23 protein-coding genes and 2 pseudogenes are annotated in these 21,767 nt (G+C 52.1%); 13 read left to right on the top strand and 12 right to left on the bottom strand.

Translation table 11 applies throughout. The features are described 5' to 3' along the window. Nucleotides 1-461 precede the first annotated feature (461 nt). Nucleotides 462-1,316, top strand: coding sequence for a glycosyltransferase family 2 protein (locus SYN7336_RS27675; RefSeq protein WP_017324714.1), 855 nt, complete (start codon nucleotides 462-464; stop codon nucleotides 1,314-1,316). Between the two features lie 17 nt (nucleotides 1,317-1,333). Here SYN7336_RS27675 and SYN7336_RS30475 read toward each other — a convergent pair. The 4 genes and pseudogenes from SYN7336_RS30475 to SYN7336_RS32900 form a co-directional block, all read right to left on the bottom strand. Further along, nucleotides 1,334-1,459: pseudogene (locus tag SYN7336_RS30475) on the bottom strand (IS5/IS1182 family transposase); the annotation flags it as partial. Between the two features lie 112 nt (nucleotides 1,460-1,571). Next, the gene (locus SYN7336_RS04405) at nucleotides 1,572-1,919 is read right to left on the bottom strand and encodes a hypothetical protein (protein WP_017324713.1); all 348 of its coding nucleotides are present in this window, start codon (nucleotides 1,917-1,919) and stop codon (nucleotides 1,572-1,574) included. Nucleotides 1,920-2,153: 234 nt separating this feature from the next. After that, nucleotides 2,154-2,486 carry a DNA-binding transcriptional regulator gene (locus tag SYN7336_RS04400; RefSeq protein WP_017324712.1) on the bottom strand — a complete coding sequence of 111 codons (333 nt, stop codon included), beginning with the start codon at nucleotides 2,484-2,486 and terminating at the stop codon, nucleotides 2,154-2,156. Next, nucleotides 2,483-2,856: pseudogene (locus tag SYN7336_RS32900) on the bottom strand (type II toxin-antitoxin system RelE/ParE family toxin). The gene SYN7336_RS04400 and the pseudogene SYN7336_RS32900 overlap by 4 nt, the downstream one beginning before the upstream one ends. Before the next feature lie 264 nt (nucleotides 2,857-3,120). Here SYN7336_RS32900 and SYN7336_RS04395 point away from each other — a divergent pair. From SYN7336_RS04395 to SYN7336_RS04370, 6 genes are all read left to right on the top strand, one after another. Beyond that, nucleotides 3,121-3,336, top strand: coding sequence for a Nif11-like leader peptide family natural product precursor (locus tag SYN7336_RS04395; RefSeq protein ID WP_017324711.1), 216 nt, complete (start codon nucleotides 3,121-3,123; stop codon nucleotides 3,334-3,336). A gap of 459 nt (nucleotides 3,337-3,795) precedes the next feature. Then, a complete protein-coding gene (gene ndhO, locus SYN7336_RS04390; RefSeq protein WP_017324710.1) occupies nucleotides 3,796-4,008 on the top strand; it encodes an NAD(P)H-quinone oxidoreductase subunit O in 213 nt (70 codons plus the stop codon). Between the two features lie 451 nt (nucleotides 4,009-4,459). Beyond that, nucleotides 4,460-5,734, top strand: coding sequence for an efflux RND transporter periplasmic adaptor subunit (locus SYN7336_RS24420; protein WP_017324709.1), 1,275 nt, complete (start codon nucleotides 4,460-4,462; stop codon nucleotides 5,732-5,734). 38 nt (nucleotides 5,735-5,772) lie between these two features. Continuing rightward, a complete protein-coding gene (locus tag SYN7336_RS04380) occupies nucleotides 5,773-9,033 on the top strand; it encodes an efflux RND transporter permease subunit (RefSeq protein WP_017324708.1) in 3,261 nt (1,086 codons plus the stop codon). Between the two features lie 107 nt (nucleotides 9,034-9,140). Next, a complete protein-coding gene (locus SYN7336_RS04375) occupies nucleotides 9,141-9,578 on the top strand; it encodes a SufE family protein (RefSeq protein ID WP_017324707.1) in 438 nt (145 codons plus the stop codon). 51 nt (nucleotides 9,579-9,629) lie between these two features. Beyond that, on the top strand, nucleotides 9,630-10,190 hold the full coding sequence (locus SYN7336_RS04370; protein WP_017324706.1) for a GTP-binding protein: 561 nt from the start codon (nucleotides 9,630-9,632) through the stop codon (nucleotides 10,188-10,190). Between the two features lie 108 nt (nucleotides 10,191-10,298). On the opposite strand, the gene SYN7336_RS04365 is transcribed toward SYN7336_RS04370, so the two are convergent. Next, the gene (locus tag SYN7336_RS04365) at nucleotides 10,299-10,550 is read right to left on the bottom strand and encodes a hypothetical protein (RefSeq protein WP_156820023.1); all 252 of its coding nucleotides are present in this window, start codon (nucleotides 10,548-10,550) and stop codon (nucleotides 10,299-10,301) included. Between the two features lie 5 nt (nucleotides 10,551-10,555). On the opposite strand from SYN7336_RS04365, the gene SYN7336_RS04360 reads away from it, so the two are divergent. Then, nucleotides 10,556-11,092 (top strand): DUF2808 domain-containing protein, encoded by a 537-nt coding sequence (locus SYN7336_RS04360; RefSeq protein ID WP_017324704.1) that lies wholly within the window; start codon nucleotides 10,556-10,558, stop codon nucleotides 11,090-11,092. A 103-nt stretch (nucleotides 11,093-11,195) separates the two neighbouring features. Here SYN7336_RS04360 and SYN7336_RS04355 read toward each other — a convergent pair whose 3' ends face one another. The 5 genes from SYN7336_RS04355 to SYN7336_RS04335 all read right to left on the bottom strand — a co-directional run bounded on the left by SYN7336_RS04355 (nucleotide 11,196) and on the right by SYN7336_RS04335 (nucleotide 16,303). Next, entirely contained in the window at nucleotides 11,196-11,963 is a 768-nt protein-coding gene (locus SYN7336_RS04355) for an ABC transporter ATP-binding protein (protein ID WP_026100688.1), read from the bottom strand. 52 nt (nucleotides 11,964-12,015) lie between these two features. Then, nucleotides 12,016-12,861 (bottom strand): ABC transporter permease, encoded by an 846-nt coding sequence (locus SYN7336_RS04350; RefSeq protein WP_026100687.1) that lies wholly within the window; start codon nucleotides 12,859-12,861, stop codon nucleotides 12,016-12,018. A 115-nt stretch (nucleotides 12,862-12,976) separates the two neighbouring features. Next, nucleotides 12,977-14,011, bottom strand: coding sequence for an ABC transporter substrate-binding protein (locus tag SYN7336_RS04345; RefSeq protein WP_017324701.1), 1,035 nt, complete (start codon nucleotides 14,009-14,011; stop codon nucleotides 12,977-12,979). Nucleotides 14,012-14,048: 37 nt separating this feature from the next. Continuing rightward, nucleotides 14,049-15,431: a type III glutamate--ammonia ligase gene (gene glnT / locus SYN7336_RS04340; protein ID WP_051039754.1), complete on the bottom strand. Its 1,383-nt coding sequence runs from the start codon at nucleotides 15,429-15,431 to the stop codon at nucleotides 14,049-14,051. Between the two features lie 80 nt (nucleotides 15,432-15,511). Next, the gene (locus tag SYN7336_RS04335; RefSeq protein ID WP_017324699.1) at nucleotides 15,512-16,303 is read right to left on the bottom strand and encodes a creatininase family protein; all 792 of its coding nucleotides are present in this window, start codon (nucleotides 16,301-16,303) and stop codon (nucleotides 15,512-15,514) included. 590 nt (nucleotides 16,304-16,893) lie between these two features. Between SYN7336_RS04335 and SYN7336_RS04330 the strand changes: the two genes are divergently transcribed. The 3 genes from SYN7336_RS04330 to SYN7336_RS04320 are packed head-to-tail and all read left to right on the top strand — an operon-like array spanning nucleotide 16,894 to nucleotide 17,591. Next, a complete protein-coding gene (locus SYN7336_RS04330; RefSeq protein ID WP_156820022.1) occupies nucleotides 16,894-17,199 on the top strand; it encodes a hypothetical protein in 306 nt (101 codons plus the stop codon). 12 nt (nucleotides 17,200-17,211) lie between these two features. Continuing rightward, nucleotides 17,212-17,334, top strand: coding sequence for a hypothetical protein (locus SYN7336_RS32610; protein ID WP_017324697.1), 123 nt, complete (start codon nucleotides 17,212-17,214; stop codon nucleotides 17,332-17,334). 14 nt (nucleotides 17,335-17,348) lie between these two features. Beyond that, nucleotides 17,349-17,591 (top strand): hypothetical protein, encoded by a 243-nt coding sequence (locus SYN7336_RS04320; RefSeq protein ID WP_017324696.1) that lies wholly within the window; start codon nucleotides 17,349-17,351, stop codon nucleotides 17,589-17,591. A 60-nt stretch (nucleotides 17,592-17,651) separates the two neighbouring features. Here SYN7336_RS04320 and SYN7336_RS04315 read toward each other — a convergent pair whose 3' ends face one another. Further along, the gene (locus SYN7336_RS04315) at nucleotides 17,652-18,722 is read right to left on the bottom strand and encodes a RuBisCO accumulation factor 1 (RefSeq protein ID WP_017324695.1); all 1,071 of its coding nucleotides are present in this window, start codon (nucleotides 18,720-18,722) and stop codon (nucleotides 17,652-17,654) included. A gap of 281 nt (nucleotides 18,723-19,003) precedes the next feature. Here SYN7336_RS04315 and SYN7336_RS32605 point away from each other — a divergent pair, with 281 nt between their 5' ends. Both SYN7336_RS32605 and hisF read left to right on the top strand, forming a co-directional pair. After that, on the top strand, nucleotides 19,004-19,138 hold the full coding sequence (locus SYN7336_RS32605; RefSeq protein ID WP_255346704.1) for a hypothetical protein: 135 nt from the start codon (nucleotides 19,004-19,006) through the stop codon (nucleotides 19,136-19,138). A 58-nt stretch (nucleotides 19,139-19,196) separates the two neighbouring features. Then, entirely contained in the window at nucleotides 19,197-19,964 is a 768-nt protein-coding gene (gene hisF, locus SYN7336_RS04310) for an imidazole glycerol phosphate synthase subunit HisF (protein ID WP_017324694.1), read from the top strand. Between the two features lie 4 nt (nucleotides 19,965-19,968). Here hisF and SYN7336_RS04305 read toward each other — a convergent pair whose 3' ends face one another. After that, nucleotides 19,969-21,639, bottom strand: coding sequence for a serine/threonine-protein kinase (locus SYN7336_RS04305; protein ID WP_017324693.1), 1,671 nt, complete (start codon nucleotides 21,637-21,639; stop codon nucleotides 19,969-19,971). Nucleotides 21,640-21,767: the final 128 nt, after the last annotated feature.

Genomic DNA, 21,767 nt, shown 5'->3' with positions numbered 1-21,767 from the left:
AATCGCATCGTTTATGTCTACAACGCAAGTCACAGACAGAATCAGAACTGCAAAAGGTAAATCTGACGTTGTCGTGTCTCTAAAGTCAGTGCAAGAACTGGTTGCTCCATTCCAGACGTATGCAGACATTGTTAATTTTGCCGCGTCTATTGGCTTGAAGCATATGGAGTGCCGACCAATCGCTGAAGGAGGAATATGCTAGCGCAGGTTTTGAACCCTTAACAGAATCTCTTAAGGGCTCTGTAGATCCACAAGATTCTCTCTTGCTATTCCTGTCAAATTCTTGCCAGAAAAATGTCGATCTTCCCAATGACTTCGACTTGAATCAATTACTGTCGAATTGGAATGTATGCAAATCATTTCAGTTCGTAACAGAAATATCTTCGAAGAATTTCAATCGGAAAAACTGATAAGATATTGCAGATAAACTCGTAGAAGGTCAATTTACTTTGAAGCTAGTGATGACATTACTGATTCGAGATGGACTCGACTATATTCGAGAGAATCTTGATTTCCATCTAGCAAGAGGAGTCGATTATGTTGTCGTCATTGATAATGGGTCGGTGGATGGGAGTAGAGATATCTTAACAGAATATGAAAAGCTAGGTTTAGTAACTGTTATTGACGAGCCAAGCCGAATTTTTTCCCAATCAGAGTGGATGACTCGTGCAGCATTTGTTGCAAAGGATGATTTTGGGGCTGACTGGATATTAAACAATGATACAGATGAGTTTTGGTATCCCCCGGACGGAAATCTACAAAGCTGTTTGAGGCACCAGACAGCCTCTATGCTGTTCTGTCAAAGGTATAACATGCTCTTTCCCTACGATCGTCCCGACAATCGCCATTGGTCGCAGAAAAATATCTATCGAGTTCAAAAGCATTTCCCTGTGCCTCAATTGTCCGATATCTATACAGAACCACTACAAAACATTTATTTCTATCTAGCCCTGCCGCCAAAAGTAATGGTACGTGCAGAGAATATACGGAGCATTCACATGGGGAATCATACAGCAACTTTTTCAGGATCGTCATTCTCGATTCAGTCTGAGATTAAGATTTACCATTTCCCTGTCATATCTGCCAAGCAGCTTCAACAAAAGATTACTCAGGGTGGCAAGGCAATTTTGCAAAATCAGCAGCTATCAGAAAGGATGTGCTGGCACTGGCGGAGATGGTATCGAAAGTTGATTGAAGCAGGCGTTAGCAGTGTGATGTCCGAAGCACTACCATCATCAGAAAGGCTTCAACAAGATATTAAAGAGAACGTCGTTGTGGAAGATAGAACCTTGCAGGCGATCTTTAGTTCTTCGTAGTTCACTAGGGCATATCATTAGTTAAGCCAGACAATGGAAGTGGCTAAATAAATTGTTCTGAGGAAGTTACGAGCGATTTTGTTGTAACGAGTAGCAATCGCTCGATATTGCTTGGGCTTGGCAGAAAAGTTCTCAATCAGGTGGCGAGTGGGCGTGGTTCAGAAGTGGGCAATTTAGGGTGACAAAATAAGCGAAAATGCCCCCCCTTCATGATGGCTGTGGGGAGCGCTCGCAAACTGACGTCAAGGTGTGATTTTAGGCTGGATTGCGTCGAAAGCGCTCAAATCCTAACAGCTCCAGCCAATGAGAATGCGGTTGCCCCGTCATCAGTTCGGCTGGACTTTTGCCCACCCGCTCGGGACACTGGCTGCGCATAAATGTCCGATGGTTAAGGAAGAACCTCAGCAGCTCCGCCCGCTCCGCAAACGCCCCCACCAACTGAGTCAGCGCTTCCCCAGCTACCGCCATCTGCTGGGAACGGGGCATCCCCATCAACGTCCGCTCCAGACGACCGAGCAACTCACTCACCGACATCTCTTCCGGCAGGCGAACGGCTTCGTCCAACTGCGCGAACAAATCCAACGCCAACTGCCGCCCTTCCATCTCCCCCTCCTACAACCGCAGGGGACAGGGATGAATCGGGCATTCCGCCTCTCCCCGCTCGAACGTGCGAGCAAACCCCGCTAACGACTCCCCACACACCTCCGAAAACTGCTCCATCGGACGAGTAAGCGAGCTACAACAGCCTCAAGGCTGCCCCAATGGACAGAGAGGAAGCGGCTGCACACTACCGGCAGTCGATCGGCGGGGATTTCTGATGATGCACTACTCGACCACTTATGCCAGTAATTCCAAGCCATGCTTCTCCACAATGGCTAGGAGGCGCAGGGCAGGACCACCCGGCTTCTTCACCCCCCTTTCCCAATCGGAAACCAAGTTCTTAGAAACGTTAAGATACTTCGCAAACACGGGCTGTGACACATTTTCCCGTTCCCTTAAGCTGCGAATATCCTCTCCTGTCAAAATTGGGGCCGGTTCGAGACACATTTCATCAAACTGACGCATGGTGGTTTGAGGTATGGCCCTCGCCTCATGTAACGCCTCCATAGTTTCATGGATGGCTGCAAATGCATCCGAACGGTACTGTTTATCTTCCTCGCCGATCGTCATGGTTCTATCTCCATTAATCCGCCCGTTGCTATCAAGGTCTCTATCTGTTCATCCGACAGTGCTAAAAGCTCTTGTGCTGCCTTTTTGAAAGCCTCGAATTCATCCTTGGTGAGATTATCGCGGCTACTCTTGGCAGAGCCGCAAACGAAAAATGCTCGACTGTTTTTGCGGAAAACGATAATCGTCCGATATCCCCCGACTTCCCCTGTCCAGACCGTGCAATGCGTTGCTCGAGCGGCCCGCCTCCTAGATCGGCATCAATGAGCCCCCTCTCTGCGCGGGAAACGGCATCTATTAAGACGCTTTTCTGGATGCCTTGTCGCCGTGAAAACCGCTGAAACCAAGCGTTTCGAAAAATACGGATTGTCATACCTCGCGTTCAGGCATCACACTTAGTATTACATATGAAGCAATAGTTGGAGAGCGAGAAAACGCGGGGGAGATTGCTCACTCTGTTGTTTGGCCCCATGCCGAGATACGTGTAAAAATCTGCAGAATAGGCATCAACGCCTTACTAGGCATGGGGCCTTCCACTCATTGCCTATATCTTAAAAGAATAGTAGAATTTGCTTGGAACCTATAATGGTTTTCCTTTTTGACATACGAGCAGCTAGTGAAAATAGGAATTTAAAATATGGCTTTAGATCAACTCGAGGCATTTTTAAAGAAAATGCAGTCTGAACCTGCACTTAAAAATGAGGTACTCGCAACATCAACTGCAGATGATGTTGCGCGAATAGCACTAAAGCTTGGTTTTGAATTTTCAGGTGATGAATTATTAAGAATGTCAGGTAAGAAAGTTGGCAGGGTTACTGTCAGAAAAAATGATCTTCCTGGAGAGTACAATTAAATGCTTTTTGAATATGAATATGGGGTTTAAATAGTTTTCGGGTCACCCCCAGGCTTAGGTCTATTCTTTACCCACAAGTCGCAGGAGCCTCTCTAGCAGAGGGTTGTGAGCAGATCGATTTCCAGGTTGAGGCAATATCATGCAACCGCCGCAGTCCTCGCCAAATGGTCTTAACGCCAGGTTCTCCATCATGACCTCCGGGGTACTCCCGCCAGAACGCAGAGCGTTTGGCGGTGAGGGGGATAGGATAGTTAAACGCAGGGCGGCTGGACTACCGCTTTCTGGCTGTGGAGGCTTATCCGCTGGGATGCCTGTGAAACAGCAACTCTCATTCGTGAGTCTGAGAAGCTCCCGCTAGACCCGTAGGGTTAGCGGTGAGAGTAGTCACAGCCAACAACCGACTCCCCAAGCGACAAAACATCTCTTAGGATGAGTAAGTCCGCTCAAACGCTTCACAATATGGCTATCAAGCGCAGCTCCATGGTGCGAGCAATTCCCGAAGAAGTCGAGGGCAGCCTAGAGGCCCAAGCTAACGACCCCTTTATGCCCACCTACATCTACGAAACAGATGGAGAGGTGCTGGACGTCCGGGACGATTACGCGCTGGTGAAATTTGGCTCCGTCCCCACACCCGCAGTATGGCTGAGTCTCGGCCAGCTCGAGGAAGTGTAGTTTGGGTCGCCATCATGACCTCCGGGGTACTCCCGCTAGAACGCAGAGCGTTTGGCGGTGAGGGGGATAGGATAGTTAGACGCAGGGCGGTTGGACTACCGCTCTCTGGCTGTGGAGGCTTATCCGCTGGGATGCCTGTGAAACAGCAACTCTCATTCGTGAGTCTGAGAAGCTCCCGCTAGACCCGTAGGGTTAGCGGTGAGAGTAGTCACAGAACTTGCGTCTGGTTGGGGAGAACTGATTCCCGTTCAAAGTCATACGGCTGCATCGCAGCTTAAAAGCTTCTGAGAACCAGTGATGCTCCTTGTGACGGTATGTTAAGACAGTAGCGCGAAAGCTTTTTCAAACCAGTCCGAGCCAACGAGCGCTCCGGCCATTTCGCAGACAGCCGGAGCAGCACTCATCCGGCTAAATCGGACGATCGGGTTCCAAGGTGCAGAGGTTCGAGACTGTGACACTCAAGCAAAATTCTTGGCGACAGTGGGGCTTGCTGCTGGCAGCGGTGACGCTGCTCGCAGCCTGTGGCGGACCGCCTCGGGGTGGGGGACCGCCGCCCACAACAGTGGGGGTCGCGCCGGTTGAAACCGCTACCATTCGCGATAGCTCAATCTTTATTGCCAGCTTGGGGGCCAGCGAGTTTACGGCCCTGAGGCCGCAGGTCAGCGGTCGCATCACCCAAGTCTCCGCCCAATTGGGCGATCGCGTTTCTGCCGGAGAGCCCATCCTGCAAATCGATCCCGCCCGCCAACAGGCCGCAGTGGATAGTCGCACTGCGGCGATCGCCTCCGCCCGGGCCGCCCTCGACAGCGCCCGCGCCACCTTTGCCGCCAGCCAAGCCCGCTTAGACGAACTCCAGGCCGAGGTGGAACTGGCGCGGGGACGCCTGGAGAGCAATCGAGGTCTGGCAGAATCGGGGGCCATTTCCCGAGATGCGTTTAATGAAAGCGATCGCAATTTGCGCCAAGCAGAAGCCGCCGTTCGCAGCCAGGAGCAAACGATTCGAGCCCAACAGGCCGATATTGCCGAGGCCGAACGGGATTTGGAAGAAGCGCGAGCGGATGCGAGCGAGCAGCAGGTCGTGCTCGGCAACTACCTCGTGCGAGCGCCGTTTTCTGGCCTGGTGGGCAACGTCGCGGTAAAGCCGGGGGATTACGTTACGCCCGACACGACCCTGACCACCCTCAGTCAAAGCGATTCCCTCGAAGTGTCCCTCAATATTCCGCTGGAGCGAGTGGCGGAGGTGGAGATTGGCACGCCGGTCGAATTGCTCGATGGCCGTAACGGGATTGTCGGCAGCAGCGAAATCTCGTTTATTTCGCCCCAAGCCGATGTCACCACTCAATCGGTCTTGGTGAAGGCAGTATTTGACAACCAGCAGGGGCTGTTACGCACCGAGCAATTGGTGCGCACTCGGGTGATTTGGAGCGAGCGACCCAGTCTTATCGTTCCCGTCACCGCCGTGACTTGGTTGGGGGGACAGGGGTTTGTCTTTTTGGCACAACCTCAGGCCGATGGCTCGGATGGGATGCCCAGCTATGTTGCCACGCAACAACCCGTGCAGTTAGGCCAACTGCAGGACAACGCCTACGAGGTGCTGTCGGGGTTAACGGGGGACGAACAGTTGGTGGTGACCGGCGTTCAAAAAATCTTCAATCTCGCCCCCATCGTTCCCGAAGCAGACACCGTAGGTGAATTACCCACAGACCCCGATCGCCCCTCCAGCTAACTTTTTCGAGTCACCGGCTACCCCCAGGAGCTCGCCTCATGTTTTCAGCCACCTTTATTCGGCGACCGGTTCTCGCCACCGTTTGCTCGCTCCTGATTGTGTTAGTGGGGGCTGTGTCCGCAAGCCTGTTGCCGGTGGACTATTACCCTACGGTTTCCCCCCCCACCATTTCGGTGACCTCCAACTACACGGGGGCCAGTGCCGAGGTGGTGGAAACGGCCACCACCAATATTTTGGAGCGGGCCATTAATGGGACAGAGGGGATGCGCTACATTTCCTCCACCAGTTCCAGCGACGGCACCAGTCAGCTATTGGTGACATTCCAGCAGGGGCGCAATTTGGATGCGGCGGCGATCGACGTGCAGCGGCGCATCGAACAGGTGGAAAGCCAGTTGCCCGAGCAGGTGCTGCAAACGGGGGTGACGGTTGCGAAAGCCGATAACAGTGCGTTCGTGCAGTTTATTAATTTTTCGGCTCCCGGCGGCGAATACGATCGCCTCTTCATCAGCAATTACGCCGACCTGTTCGTGCGGGACGTGTTGCGCCGCATTGATGGCGTCAGTGACGTGCGCATCTTTGGCGAGCGTCGTTACGCCATGCGCATCTGGCTCGACCCCCTCGAGCTGGCCAGTCGCGGCTTGACGGCAGAGGATGTGGTGGAGGCGGTTGAAGACCAAAACGTGCAGGTGGCGGCAGGGGCAGTGGGTCAGTCTCCGTCCCCCGAAGAGCAACTGTTTCAATTCAGCGTGCGGGCGCGGGGACGCTTGCAAACCTCAGAAGAATTTGGCGATATCGTGCTCTTGACGGGGTCGGATGGCTCGTTGGTGCGGGTGCGGGATGTGGGTCGGGTGGAGTTGGGGGCACAGTCCTACGACACTGCCTTTACGGTGAATGGCAAGGAAGCGGTGGGGATGGGCATCACCAAGCTCAATTCCGCCAATACGTTGGCCGTCACCCAGCAAGTTCGGCAGACCATGGCGGAACTCGCCGATGATTTCCCCCCCGGCTTGACCTACCAAATTCCCTACGACACCTCGAAATTCGTCAATCAATCCATCCTCGAAATTATTTTCACCCTGCTGCAGGCCATCTTTTGGGTGGTGCTGGTCATCTTTGTGTTTTTACAAGAATGGCGAGCCACTCTGATTCCCGCTATTACCATCCCCGTGTCGCTGGTGGGCACGTTTGCCTTTATGCAGGTGATGGGCTTTTCGATTAATACCCTCACCCTGTTCGGGCTGACGCTGGCAACGGGTCTGGTGGTGGATGACGCGATCGTGGTGGTGGAGAATATTACCTCCAAAGTGGAGCAGGGGCTCTCGCCGGTGGAGGCATCGCTGACGGCGATGCAGGAGATTTTTGGGGCGGTAATTGCCACGACGTTAGTGCTATTTGCCGTGTTTATTCCGGTCGCCTTTTTCCCCGGTACCAGCGGCCAAATTTACCGCCAATTTGCCCTCACGATCGCCTTCTCGGTCGGGCTGTCCACCTTCAACGCGCTGACCCTGTCCCCGGCCCTCGCTGCTCTGTTCAGCCGTCCGGCTAGCGAGACGCAACACCCTATTTTTCGGACCATTTCGGGCATTATCGATCGCCTGCGCCAAACCTACCGCCACCTGCTCAACTGGGTGGCCCAGTTCAAAACGGGCATGGTGGTGGCGTTTGTCGCCCTAACGGTGGCGACGGCTTGGCTGTATCGAGCGGTGCCGACCGGATTTCTACCCACTGAAGATCAGGGGTATTTCATCAATATCGTGCAGGGGCCTCCCGGCACTTCCCTCAACTACACGCAGCAGATTCTCGACGAAGCGGTGGATGCTCTGCAAGAGGTGCCCGAAGTCGAAAGTACGGTGGCAATCGGCGGCTTTAGTTTTGCTGGAAATTCCCCTACGGGCGGTCTGATTTTTGTGCCGCTCAAACCCTGGAGCGAACGAGCCAAACCTTGGCAATCGGCCACCGCCTTGGTGGGTCAGATGCGAGGTCGTCTGCTCGGCGGCATTAGTGAAGGTTTGGTGATTCCGATCGATCCGCCTGCCATTCGCGGTTTGGGCACTGGCGGCGGCTTCGACCTGCAGTTACAAGGGCGATCGCAGACTGATTTCAACACCTTATCTGAGACGGCTGGAGGGTTTTTCGGACAGGGGATGTCGAGGCCAGAAATTTCTGTCAACCCTCCCACCTTCTCCGCCAACACCCCCCAGTTGCTGGTGACCGTCGATCGCGATAAGGCCCAGCTTTTGGGGGTAGAACTCCCCGATATTTTCGATACCCTGCAAACGCTGCTGGGCAGCAATTACGTCAACGATTTCGATGCCTTTAACCGCAGCTATCGCGTCTACGTGCAAGTGGACCAACAATATCGCACCAATCCCGAAGACATCGGCCAGTTTTACGTGCGATCGCAAACCACCGACAGCATCATCCCGCTAGACAGCTTGGTGACGGTGGAAACGGTGACGGGGCCGCCGATTATCAATCACTACAACCTGTTTCGCTCGGTGCAAGTGAGTGGCAGTGCCAATCCGGGCTTTGGCTCCGGTCAGGCGATCGCGGTTATGGAAGACTTAGCCTCGCAGTTGATGCCTCCGGGGATCGGGTTCGAGTGGACGGGGGTTTCGTTAGAGCAACTGGAATCGGGGGGACAGTCAGCACTGCTCTTTCTGCTGGGTCTGGTGTTCGTTTTTCTATTCCTGGCGGCGCAATACGAGAGCTTTGTCGATCCCTTCATTGTGATGCTGTCGGTGCCACTGGCGATCTTGGGGGCGCTGCTGTTTGTGCTGGCTCGCGGTTTGACCAACGATATTTTCTGCCAGGTGGGGCTGGTGATGCTGATCGGTCTGGCGAGTAAAAACTCCATTTTAATTGTGGAGTTTGCCAATCAATTGCGGCAGCAGGGGCACTCGATCGCCGCCGCCGCCCTCGATGCGGCCGAAGCTCGCTTTCGGGCGATTTTGATGACGGCGTTTAGTTTCATCTTGGGGGTCATGCCCCTCGTGTTGGCCTCTGGGGCTGGGGCGGGCAGTCGGCGATCGCTGGGCACGGCAGTGTTTGGGGGCATGTTGGTGTCTACCCTGTTGAGCCTGTTGGTAGTGCCCGTGCTCTACATTGTGATTCGCACCCTCGAAGAGCGCTTGCGCCACTGGGGGAAACCGGCGATCGCAGCAGCCTCACCCAGTTCGACCCAGGGACATTCTCCGGTCAGCTCTAATGGACTTACCTCCCCATCCCGCAACGGGAACGCTTCTGGAGAATCCGATCCAGCCTCTTCTCCTAGCGAACGGGAAACTTCTGCCTTCTGAGGTATAGGGTCACTGGGGCATAAGAGAACTACATCGAGGCGACACAGGAGAGCATTTCGACGAATCCGCCCCTACAATAAAGACGCATCCGTTGCAAATCTTTATCTATGTCGGCAAACTCCCTACCTCCCGCCCTCGAAAAATTAGTCAAACGCTTTGCCCGCGCTACCAGTAATAAGAAGCGCTACGAACAGTTGTTGTGGTTGGCCAATCAGCTAGAGGAGCAGCCTGCCTCAGCCAAAGTGCCCGAGAACAAAGTGTCCGGTTGTGTATCCAACGTCTATATCGCAGCCTCTCTAGAAGAGGGCAAGCTCAGGTTCAGCGGGGATTCCGACTCGCAATTGACCAAGGGATTGGTGGCTTTCTTAATTCGCGGCCTCGATGGGCTGACACCGGCAGAAATTGCCCCGATCGAGCCCGATTTCATACAAGACACCGGCCTACAAGTCAGCCTCACCCCCTCGCGGGCCAACGGCTTCATCAACATTTTCAAAACCATGCAGCAAAAAGCTGCCGAGCTGCTATCGAGTTCTCCTGCCGCCTAACTCAGTGTTCTGCTGGCCGATCGCCTCTTACCCCATCCCCACCTGCCCTTCGTGCCCTCTCCCCTCCCCGTCACCTTGACGATCGGATTGTCCGGTAGTGGCAAGTCCAGTTTGATTGCCCATCTCTGCCGCCAAATCTCCGGTCCGATTGCCGCGATCGGCAGTGGAGATGAAAGGACGCCGCAGGCTTGCATTTGCTGCAGTGGCTCCGAGCTGTTACACGCCCAGTTGACCCAGCGGCTGGCCGAACATCTGGAACAGCCTTACAAGCGCTTGTTTATCGAAGGCAGCGATGCTACCGATCCAGTCCCTGTCATGCGCGCCATTCGCCATCGCTTTGCCGCAACGCCCCTGTTTCTCAGCGAGATCGTGACGGCGATCGACGTTACCCAGTTCCCTCCCGATCGCGCCCCCACTTGGCTGGTCACAAATCACATCTTTTTTGCCGATCGGATTGCCCTCACCCACTGCGATCGCGCCACTGTCGAGCAAATCCGCGCTTGTCAGGCAACCATTCAATCGGTAAAAGGCGTTCCGATGGTGCGAGTCTCTCCCGACTTGCCTGCAGAGGAGTTGTTGAGGAATATGGGCGATCGCCCTACCGAACAATAATTCTTTTGATTGAATGCGAAGCTGTGCAAAGGAAAGTAAAGTCTTTTCAGTTTGTTTGGACTTCAATCTGCTCGAAGTCTCAGCTCTGAAGTTACAGAATGTTTCGACTTACAAAATTTTGTAAACCCAAGGCGATCGCAAGTGACGATCGCAGCGACTGCCGAGCTTGAAGTTGATGGGTTTAGCGAGCCCGCGCGAACTCAGGCAGATCTTCCACATTTTGGCGGAGTAAATTTGGAACTGAGGCATCCCTCCCTGCAACAGCAAATTCTGAGATTTACATTGCAGCACAATACGATTTGGCGATCGCCGTCCCAATCTGAGGTGAGATTGATAACTTGTGGGTGTCGCGATTAACACGACTTATGACCCATAAACTTCTTTCTCGCAGTTCCAAATTCGTCGCTGTGCTGGGTGGAGTGGCCTTAACAGCTTTAGCTGTACCCTTCTCTTCAGTACGTGCATTAGAGCTGAGTGATGGCACTACGGCCTTCGAGCACAATCCCCTCATCGCCAGTTCGTCGCAGCGTTCGATCGGTATGCGCGAGCGCTATCGCTTTACCATCACCGTGCCGGAAGATGCTGGCGAATCTCTCAAAACCATCTCCTTCCGGCCTGTAGCCGGCGCCTCTGAAATGCTCTTCTACAGCAATTCTGCAGTAGTTGAAGTGGGGGGCGAAGAGGTGGCAGCCGAGATCGCGAGTAATGAAACGGATGGCCTGACACTACTGGAGGTTGCCTTAACCGAAGCTGCAGCCCCTGGCAGTCTCGTCACGGTCGAGTTAGAGGGTCCCCGCATTACTCGGGGCGGTCCCAGCATGATCGGCGTGTTTGCCAGTGCCGATGCTGAGAATCCAGCTCCCTACTTCATGGGCTGCATGTGGACTTTGCCTGCAAACTAATGTCCTGTCTAGCCTTCTGAGTTCAAAGTCCTCCGACATAGCCGGAGGACTTTGACGTCGCATAATTCCGCTATTTGATTGGTGTATGTTTTGTTCTGTTTGATTACTCGCTCTGATGCAGCAATCGGGTGATGTAGCTTCGATAGAATTGAAATTCATTTAACTGTCGCATCTCAAACGAATCTTGTATAGATTTATCGACAGGCAAATTGATAGAGAGCTCCTCACGAATACTTCCAGGGCGAGATCTCATGACATAGATGCGCTGAGATAGAAATATTGCTTCCTCAACATCATGAGTAATCATTAAAATAGTAATACCTGTTTGTAGCCAGACTCTCATCAGGAACTTTTGCATGGCCTCTTTCGTTTGCACATCTAGAGCGCCAAAAGGTTCATCTAAGAGTAAGATCTTAGGCTCACAAGCCAAAGCGCGAGCAATAGCGACTCTCTGCTTCATTCCTCCTGATAACTCTTTAGGATAGCTCTGGGAAAACCCCGAAAGTTCTACTACGCTCAGGTAATAACCAACTTTCTGCCGCAATTGCTGACGGGGTGTTCCTTGTAGATCGAGTCCAAAGCCAACGTTCTGAGCAACTGTCATCCACGGATATAAGGTATACTGCTGAAAAACCATCCCTCTATCAGCTCCAGGCGCTGATACTGGGTACCCGTCTACCTGAATCTCGCCATCTGAAGGAGTATCCAGCCCAGCAATCAGACGTAACAGTGTAGATTTGCCACAGCCGGAAGCTCCAACCATGCAGATCAGTTCTCCTCGCTTGACATGAATGTTGATATCTTGGAGAGCTGTGATTTTACCTTGACGGGTAGAAAAGCGTTTACTTAACCCAGAAATAGTCAAAGTCATTGCTAATAAAGCCCTTGCTGAAGCCAACCAAAGAACAGTACATCTTGAATTGTTAGTCGATGCTCCATCGACAGGTTTTGTGCTGTAGCCAACGGCAAGTCATATCAATAGAAAATCCAATTAGACCTAATACAATTAGGCAGGCAAAAATCTCATCAGTTTTAAAGAATCGTTGTGCTAATAAAATACGTTTACCTAGACCTTGCTCAGCAGCCACAAGTTCAGCCACTACCAGCAGCGACCAAGAAGTAGCAATATTTACTCGAAAGGTGTCAATGATGCTAGGTACAACATAAGGTGCAATGACTCGAAAAAGGACCTGCCGCCGTACCCCACCAAGGGTATAAGTCGTTTCAATCAGCTCCTTAGGAACAAATTTTACGGCGTCCATAATCATCAAAATATTGAAGAAAATAGTACCGATGAAAATAAGGGCGATTTTGGGTTCTTCCCCAATCCCTAAGTAGATCACAAACAGCGGAATAAAAGCCGGTGGTGGCATATACCGCAGAATACCTAAAATAGGTTCGAGCAGGGCTCGAATACTGGCAAAGGCACCCATAGCGATACCAATTGGAACAGCTACTATTGCGGCTAAGCTAAATCCTGCAAAAACGCGAATTATACTCGTGGATGTATCTTGCAATAGCAGCCCCGATGTCCAGAGAGACTTAAGTGCACTAATAACCTGTAAAGGCGATGGTAAGAATTGAGAATCGACGATTTGAAGAGATGACAAAAATCCCCAGAGAAAGAGGGGAATTGCGATAGAGAGCCCTAATAAGCGCCAGCGTAAAGAAGGAGGGATGTCTTCAGCAATACGCCAGAAAACATTACTAGAAACTCGCTTTGGAGCAGGCTTGGAATGTACAGTATAATGGGAGAAAACACTACTCATAGTAATAATTCTGGTAAGAACTGGTTGGTCGAGATGAGAGCATTCACTCACGCACTCCCATCTTTAAAAATAATTCAGACAAGCATTTAAGCATGCCTTGCATTTTCAGGCATTACTAAGGTGCAACGTAAGCCCGAACAAAAGATTTATCAAACAGCCCATCAGTGCTAGGAATCTGCTGGACAAATCCAATATCTGTAATGAATTTAGCTATTTTTTGAGCGGCAAAATTGAGATGCTTCATAGAATTTCCTGAGGAAAACGCTTCTAAGTTGTCTTGTGGGGTAAACATTTTGACACCTGATTGGAAGTTTTGAATTTCATTAGCTGAAATCCCTGCCCGCTTAGCCATAATCTCGTAGGATTTCTGTGGGTTAGAAGCAATAAATTCGAGAGTGTCATACCAAGTATTAACAATGGCTTGAACTTGCTCGGGGCGCTCATCTATCAGAGTTTGGCTCATTACGAGAAGGTCTGGAATTGCACCTGGAAAGTCCTTTGAACTTACTAGCTCTTTGCTCCCGTTCCGTTTCAAAGCTGTCTGCGTAAATGGTACCCAAGCCGCAACAGCATCTACTTGCCCCACAGCAAATGCGACAGCAGCAGCACCTGTCTCCATATTTAAGATGGTAATTTCATCACGCGAAAGCCCTTCCTCTTCTAGCGCTAAGCTGAGTAAAAAGTCGCCAACGATTCCTTCCTCTAAAGCTACTTGACGCCCCTTCAAGTCAGCAACAGAATTCACTTCTTCTGCCACAATTATTTTGTCATTTCCATCCGAGTTATCATTGACTAGAACAATAACTTCGCCGTTTCGAGCACTGGGAGCAAAAGTAATTGTCTCACTAAGGGTTTGAGAGTTTGCATCTAGCTGTCCGGCTACCATAGCTTCTAAGGAAGTCAAAGCACTCTCGAACCATTTAAGTTCAACATTGACTCCATTTGCTGTAAATAAGTCTTCCTCTTCTGCGATCGCCCATGGCAGCCACCCTATCCAATTGCTGTAGCCTAACGTAATGGGATCGCCAGCGACTGATACTGGAACATCTGACAATGCATTGGGAGTAGGGTTTGAAGTGGCGCAACTGACAACTACCATTAGGCTGCCGAAGACGAGACCTAAGCGGGTCAACCATTTGGAAATCTTCATGTGAATGTCCTTTAAATCGCGAGCAAGACTCAAGTGGCTAGAAAAACTTCAGATACCGCTGAATTTCCCAGTCAGAGACATGGTTGTGGTACTCTTCCCATTCGTTAAGCTTGTAGTCGATAAAAGCTCGATACATAGATGAACCCATGACCGTTTTGCTTAAGGGGTCAGCGGCAAATGCAGTGACGGCTTCATCCAATGTCCGTGGCAGCATTTCAATACCTCGAACCTTCAATTCATCGAGAGTGCAGTCATACATGTTTTCTGTGTGAGGTTCTCCCGGATCGAGCTGTTCTCGAATGCCTTCGAGACCTGCGGCTAGCATCATGGCTGCGCCGAGATAAAGATTGGTTGAAATATCAGCGGCGCGGCATTCGACTCGCCCACCTGCTGAAGGAATTCGCAGCATGTTAGTACGATTATTGCCGCCATAGCAGATATAGACTGGTGCCCAAGTAGAGCCAGACATTGCCCCCTGTCGCACCAGTCGCTTGTAGCTATTGACGGTAGGACAGGTGACTGCACAGATGGCTGGAGCGTGACGCAGAATTCCGGCAATAAACTGGTAGCCCAAGGTAGATAATTTGCAGCCTCTAGCATCGTTGAACTCGACAAAGAGATTTTTACCTGTTTCGAGATCTCCTAAGGACATGTTGTAGTGGGCACCGCTTCCAGTTCGATCGGCCGCTAGTTTTGGCATGAAAGAAGCAAAATAGCCGTGCTGTCGCGCAATTTCTTTCGCCATTAACCGAAAAAAGGTAAAGCGATCTGCCATTGTGAGGGCATCACTGTAATTGAAATCAATTTCAAATTGGCCTTGGGCATCCTCATGGTCAAAGGAGTAAACATCCCATCCCAACTCATTCATAGCGGTAACTAGCTGGTCAATCACAGCATAGTTATCGAGCAACGTGGGGACATCATAAGCAGCTTTAACTAGAGAATCGCGATCGCTAACTGCACTAAACCCTCCACCTTCTCGATCTTTAAGAATAAAAAACTCTGTCTCGACCCCTAAGTTGCAGATAAACCCCATCTCAGTCGCCTGCTGCACTACACGCTTGAGAATATTGCGAGAACACGATTCAAAAGGCTTTCCTTGGAGATAAAGATCGCTTGCAAACCAAGCAACCTCCCGGTTCCAGGGCAAAATAGTAGCGCTATCTCGGTCGGGATAAGCCGCTACTTCGTCATCATTAATAGATTGAGGAATACCTTCTAATGCGGCTCCAGTAAATAGCTCAGAGCCTTCCAGCATGTTATCTAGGTGCGTCAGAGGCACCATCTTTGCTTTACACATGCCATGTAAATCAACATAGCTAGCCAAAACGTATTTAACTCCTTGCTCCTTTAAACGTGCTTTAAGAGAGATACGCTCAGAAGTAGAACCAGAAACACGAGCGGGATAAGTGAGAGTCATTAGAAATCTCTTTAGTATGATAGAAGTAGATACATCTCAATCGGCATGACGGCAAAATGAGTTTGGAATTAGCAAGCCTATTAGGTCATCGGTACGCTTGGTGGCATTGTTTCCAGAGGAGTTTTTTCTACTAAAGCCTTTTTGAGCTGCTGACTGAGAGTCTCAATACAAGCGTCTAAAAGTCTTCGTCCAAATTGCGTTGTTGCATCACTCGGTTTGCCAACCCCACCATAAACACTCTCATCAGCAACAGTGTAAGAAAAAAAGCAGTGGGATGAGCGATCGGGCTCATCTTTTGCTTTTTCAGACTGCACTAAGTCTGGCCTCACCGCCATCATGACGGATGTTTCAGCGCAGTTAGCGTGGAAATTAGCTGCGTCCTGTTGATATAACTCGTTGATGTTGGAGGAGATTTCCCAGAGCGAACGAAGAGCAATTTTAAGCAATGGATATCGGTGACGGATATTTTCTAAACCACATCGTAGAGGTGCCCAGTTGGTATAGTGCCCATTGAGTATCACCAGTCGGCTGAATCCAGCGTTCACAATCCACTCAGCAATCTCTAAAACTATGGCAGAGAGAGTTTCAGGGCGAAGGGAAATAGTTCCAGGCCATTTTGAAGTATGGCCTAGGGAAACGCCATAAGCTAGAGGCGGCAGCACGGGAAAACCTGTCATGGCCGATACTCCCTCAGCCACAGCCATGACGGAAAATGTATCTACACCGACGGGAAGATGCAGAGAATGCTGTTCCGTCGCGCCTATCGGCAAGATGACTAAGTCTCGTCCGCTTTCTCGTAGAGCCGCGATTTCTTCCCAAGTCAGTTCCTCCCACAAGACAGGTCGATCCGTAGTCTGAGCAAGCTTATTCATAGTTGAAGGATGAATTTGACGACTGGACTTCTGGATACTGCGATTCCTTGTCTTGCTCAAACACAAAGAAGACAAGAGAACCAGGCATTTGGCTATATTCAATTAGCTTGAATTACAAGATGGATACAACATAGCGGATTCGACAAATCCATATTGATATATATGCTACAAAGTTAGAAATATAGACGCCTGATTAAGATTCCCTTATTTCAGAGGTAATTTATTTAATGAAATCGCAGACTTTCATGCCTGCTACAAAACGTTCCAGTTCAGCGCTTGAGCCTGATGACATCAGATCGGATCGGCAAATTATTGAATTTCTGCGAGAAGACGGACAGATGGCGGTAATAGTCATCGCTAAACACAACCATTGCTAAACGGATAGATATTCCAGAAACAACAGCACGCGATCGCGTGCAGCGCCTGATTCAAGCTGGAACTATCAAGCTGCTAGTATGGCCGATCCCAGAGAAGCTCAGCTTCTACGGGGCTCGGGCACTCGTTCTCGGTCCCGAAAGCGCAATAGATCGCAGGAGAGCGCATCGAGTCAGCCCACTGATATGATGGTGCCGGTCACTGGGTGAATGGTGGTGGGACGAAATCAGCGATCGCAATCTCGACCGGCGACCCAACCGGACTCGCCGCCCGACCCCGAGCTGAAGCTTAAAGACAGCGCCCTACCCCCTCCTCCCTGGCTGTTGAGAACCCTGTCGATCGTGGCCCTATCCTTTACGATTCTGGGGCTCGAATTCATTCTGGACGGGCTCGTGCGCGGCACTACGCTGCCCTTCAATAGCGCGCAGGTTCCCACCTATGTTCCCGGTGGCATTTTTCTCTTGCTCGGCCTGCGCAATCTGTGGAGTTGGCACAAGATGAAGCAAGCCCTCGATCGCTAACTCGCCCTCTTGATGTCTAGTCGCAAGGGGGGTCTGCCAGAATTCCAACTGGCCGAGAGACTGCTGGTGCGGCACTACGACATCGCTCAGTCTGGGTACCAGCTTGCCGAAACTTATCGCTGGATACCGCACTGAGCTTAAACTGGGCGGTGGCAGCAGACGGCATTTCCATGCCTTTGATGCTTCTGGCTGGATTCGTCAATACCTTCGCTATTTGGGCGGCGTGTCGAGTGAAGCAAAAGGCAAGTCTTTTCTTTGCCCTAGTGTTGATACTGTTTGCCGCTCAGATAGGCGTCTTCGCCGCCCGCGATTTGCTCTTGTTCTTCCTGATGTGGGAGCTGGAGTTGATTGTCGTATCGATAGACCTTACTTTTGGAAGTGGTCTTCCATGAAGCACTTTTTGCGCGCGAGCCAACTAACCGATCTGCAAAACTGTCTAGTGTATTGCCCACCTATTCATCAATCTGCCAGGGATCTTTGGCTAGATTCTCGTCCAAGATAGCCTTCGGACGCAGAACGCAGAGCAGGCGACCGAGGATCGGCAGGTCGGGCTCGGTCTCCTGCCAAACGATCCGCAATTGCTGCTTCTCCTCCACCATGAAATAGCCATCATCGCGCCAGTTGCGATCGTCGCGATCGATCGCCATTAAGAGTTCTCCCGCCAAGCGTTTATCGCTATAGCTGGGAAAATCCGCTAACTCTTCCCCATCAGCCAAGATCGCCACTACATCTGCAGCACTCATCAACACCTGCCAACCGGGCAGTGCTACCCAAGCCCCATTGCCCGAGAATTTGACCAGGCCGAATGCCCCCTCCGGTTCCACAATCGGGGCAGATTGTAAATCGGCTTTGCTCAGAGGCATGCGACCGACTACCGGCACAATCAGGGGCAATTCGTCTTCAGATTCCAATCGAAACAGAGGCAAGCGAGGGGCCGGACGGGCTTTGACTGTCGTAAAGTCGGTCAATAATTTTTCGAGCGCTTGGCGAGCGGCATCACTTGTCGCGAATTGGAGGCCGCGTGCGATGAGACGCGATCGGGCTTGCAGATCTTCCTTTTGCCGCGTCAAACGCCAACTTTGATATGCCACAGCATCGCCCGGACTGGAATCGTAACCCTCGGGAAGCTGCTTGAGGCGAGCGTAGTCTTTGATTGCTTTAACTGCGTCGCGGGTTTGTTCGAACTCGAGATTGTGTTTGAGGGCGAGTTCGGCAGCAGCAGCGCGATCGCCCTGGGCCAGCAATCTTAATTCGTACAAGACATCGCTACCCCGAATGCCAAAATGGTCGAGCACAGAGGCAGGAGCAGCTTCAGCTTCGATGGATCGAAAGACTTGAGCGGCGACAATGATTTGATTTTGCTGGATGGGCTCGAAGCCGGTGTCTTCAAAGATTTGTTGGGGGGAGAATTGAGCCTTTTGCAAGTGCTGGCAGGCTTCTCCCCACTCCACCCAGTTGCCTTGCTTGCGGCGCAGCTTAATGATGAGCGCTTCTGTATCGATCGCGGGATTGGTCTCGGGCATTGCAGTTTTGACAGGTTAGAAGAAGGGGGACAAGCTGCCCCTCTCTCCAATAGTAGTTGAGCGATCGCCCCAGCTCTTGTCTGCGATCCCGATTAGCTGTCAAATAATTTTGGACAGCTCTAAGTCAGCAGACTAAAGGCAATCAGTATTAGCAAAGCCGTTGAGAGGCCCACGATCGCTCTGATTTGTTCCGTAGACATAAGACCGACCTTCTGCTCCAGTTGGGATTGCAAGCCTGCAGGGACCCGCACTTCAGATGGGTGTGCAGTGTAGACACCCTAATGTGCCCACTCGATTTAGGAATCCTGCGATCGCTTCCAAACGCTGCCGGGTTCTACGAGCGCATGGGAGCCCGACAAGTGGGTCAGCTCGACAATCAGCCCAGAATTCTGCCTGTTTTCGAGATCGCGTTATAGATCCGCCGCGCGATCGCGATATGCCACACTCAAACTACTGCTGTCGCGATCGCTCGCCATGTTAGCCAAACGCATTCTGCCCTGCCTAGACGTTAATGCCGGTCGCGTCGTCAAGGGCATTAACTTCGTCAACCTCGTCGATGCGGGCGATCCCGTCGAACTGGCCCGCGTCTACAACGAAGCCGGAGCCGACGAACTGGTCTTCCTCGACATCACCGCCACCCACGAAGATCGCGGCATCCTCTACGACATCGTCCGGCACACCGCCGAACAAGTCTTTATCCCTCTCACCGTCGGCGGGGGCGTCCGCACAGTTGAGAATATCCGAGACCTGCTGCGAGCTGGAGCCGATAAAGTCAGCATCAACTCCGCCGCAGTCCGCACCCCCGAGCTCGTCAGCGAAGCCAGTACGTTATTCGGCCAACAGTGCATTGTGGTAGCGATCGATGCCCGCCGCAAAACAGGGGCAGACGAAGCTGGCTGGGAAGTCTACGTGCGAGGCGGTCGCGAGGCCACAGGGTTAGATGCGATCGCCTGGGCCAAAGAGATGGCCGCCCGAGGCGCAGGCGAAATTCTGCTCACCAGCATGGACGCCGACGGCACCCAAGCAGGCTACGATCTCGAGCTCACCCGCCAAGTGGCCGACTCAGTTGAAATTCCCGTCATCGCTTCGGGGGGGGCAGGTAACACCACCCACATCCGCGCAGCCCTCACCGAGGGCAAAGCCGAAGCTGCCCTCCTGGCATCTCTACTCCACTTCGGCCAACTATCCGTCCGACAAATCAAAGACGACTTGGCCGCCCATCAAATTCCCGTACGCTTTTAGAGGACTACTTCAGCACTGCCCCCTGGCGCTTGGCATGTTGGCGAAAGTAACCATCCAGTTTTGCCTTGCGCAAGTCAGTCCCTTTCAGCAGCGTATATCGCTGCGGTTCCTCTGAATTGAGATGGGAGAGTCCCAAGCGATCGCCCGTAAACCTCCAAACATACCAACCGGATAAAATCCCGGCAAACAATCCGGCTGCTCCCACCAGCAAATAGTTGCCGGTCAGAAAGTAGATTGCAGCCCCTGCAGCCCCAACTGCCAACAGCAAGCACAACAGTCCGCCAAGCATACCAGCCAGCGTGCGCGCGCCCCCCAGCACTCGAAACGCGATCTGCTTCCAAGCGGGGGGCGCACCGGTAAATAGCACCCCTCGCAAATCCGCGCCGCGCAGATCGGCCCCCGAGAGGTTGGTACCGCACAAATTAGCATTGCGCAAACTTGCACCCGCCAAGTTTTGCTTTGCCATATTGCGATCGCGCAGATCGGCCCCTACTAAAGACGTGGAGGGAGGTTTGACCTCAGCGGTGCGGCGCCCGTTAACCTGCCCAAAACCAGTGGGAGAGTCACTGTTGTGGCCGATGGCCCCTCGCTGGCGACCATTTACCCTCACTAAGGTGGTTTTGGATACCGTTGGTTGCTCCTCGCGGTAGGGAGAAATTGGCTGAAATCCACTGTCGATCCGACGGGCCGACCAATTTTGCGAAATCGGAATGCTATTGGGCGTTTTTGTCGGTGCGGCTGAAGCGTAGGTGGCGGTTGGACGTCGAATGGCAGCAGTGTCGCCGTTGGCCTGCTGCAATGCTCGCAGCACCGCTGTTGCGCTCTCGTATCGCTCGGACATGGACGGATGTAAGAGCCGCTCTAAAATTTCGGCGAAGCGATCGCTCAGCTCCAGTGTGTCGCGCCAGGTCCAGCAGCCGTACTGGTGATCGTAAAATTTGGTCGGAGATTGCTTGGTGAGTAGATTGACGCAGGTGGCCCCCAAAGCATAGAGATCGCTGGCTGGCCCCACCGTTTGCCCCGACACCTGTTCTGGGGGAGAAAACCCGAGCGATCGAATTGCTGTCACAGAAGAGGGCATTTCTTCCATGCCCGCGATCCCCATTTGTTTAACAGCCCCAAAGTCAATCAGCACCAGCCGCTGGTCCTCTTTGCGGCGAATTAGATTGGCGGGCTTGATATCGCGATGAACGGTGTTCTTACTGTGGACGTAACTCAGGATCAGCAGCATCTCTTGCATCACCTGCCGTACTTGCTCCTCTGACATCGGTCCGTTGCGGTGCAACTCATTCGAGAGGGTGGTACCCAGAACAAATTCCTGCACGAGGTAAAAGTGACCGCCTTCTTCAAAGTAGGCAAATAGTGTGGGAATTTGAGAATGCTCCCCCAGCTTTTCCAAGACTTGGGCTTCCCGCGTGAATAATTCTTTGGAGAGCTCTGCTACCTGCTCCGACGCATCGGCAACGCGCAACTGCTTGATCACTCGCCAGGGTTGCGACGGCATATCGCGATCGCGAGCCAAAAAGGTAGTGCCAAATCCCCCCTGCCCCAGCCGCTTGTAAGCCCGATAGCGATCGCGCAGGAGTAGTTTCATGCCGCAGGTGGCGCAGTGGGTCGCCGCTCGCTCGTTCTGCGGTTGAGAGCAATTGGGATTGAGACAGTAGCAAGTTTGCATGAACAGTGATTTCTAACCAATATGCTGCCCGATCGCAAAAGTGCCGGGCAATGCCACAATCTAACTGAGGAGTTCAATGGGTCGCCCGACACGAACGATCGAGCGAGGGTCGCAATCGAGGCTTGCAA

Origin of the sequence: Synechococcus sp. PCC 7336 (genome assembly GCF_000332275.1) — a bacterium.
GTDB lineage: Bacteria > Cyanobacteriota > Cyanobacteriia > Thermostichales > PCC-7336 > PCC-7336.
Note: the sequence above shows the minus strand (reverse complement) of the source record. Positions and strands in the feature narration are given on the sequence as shown.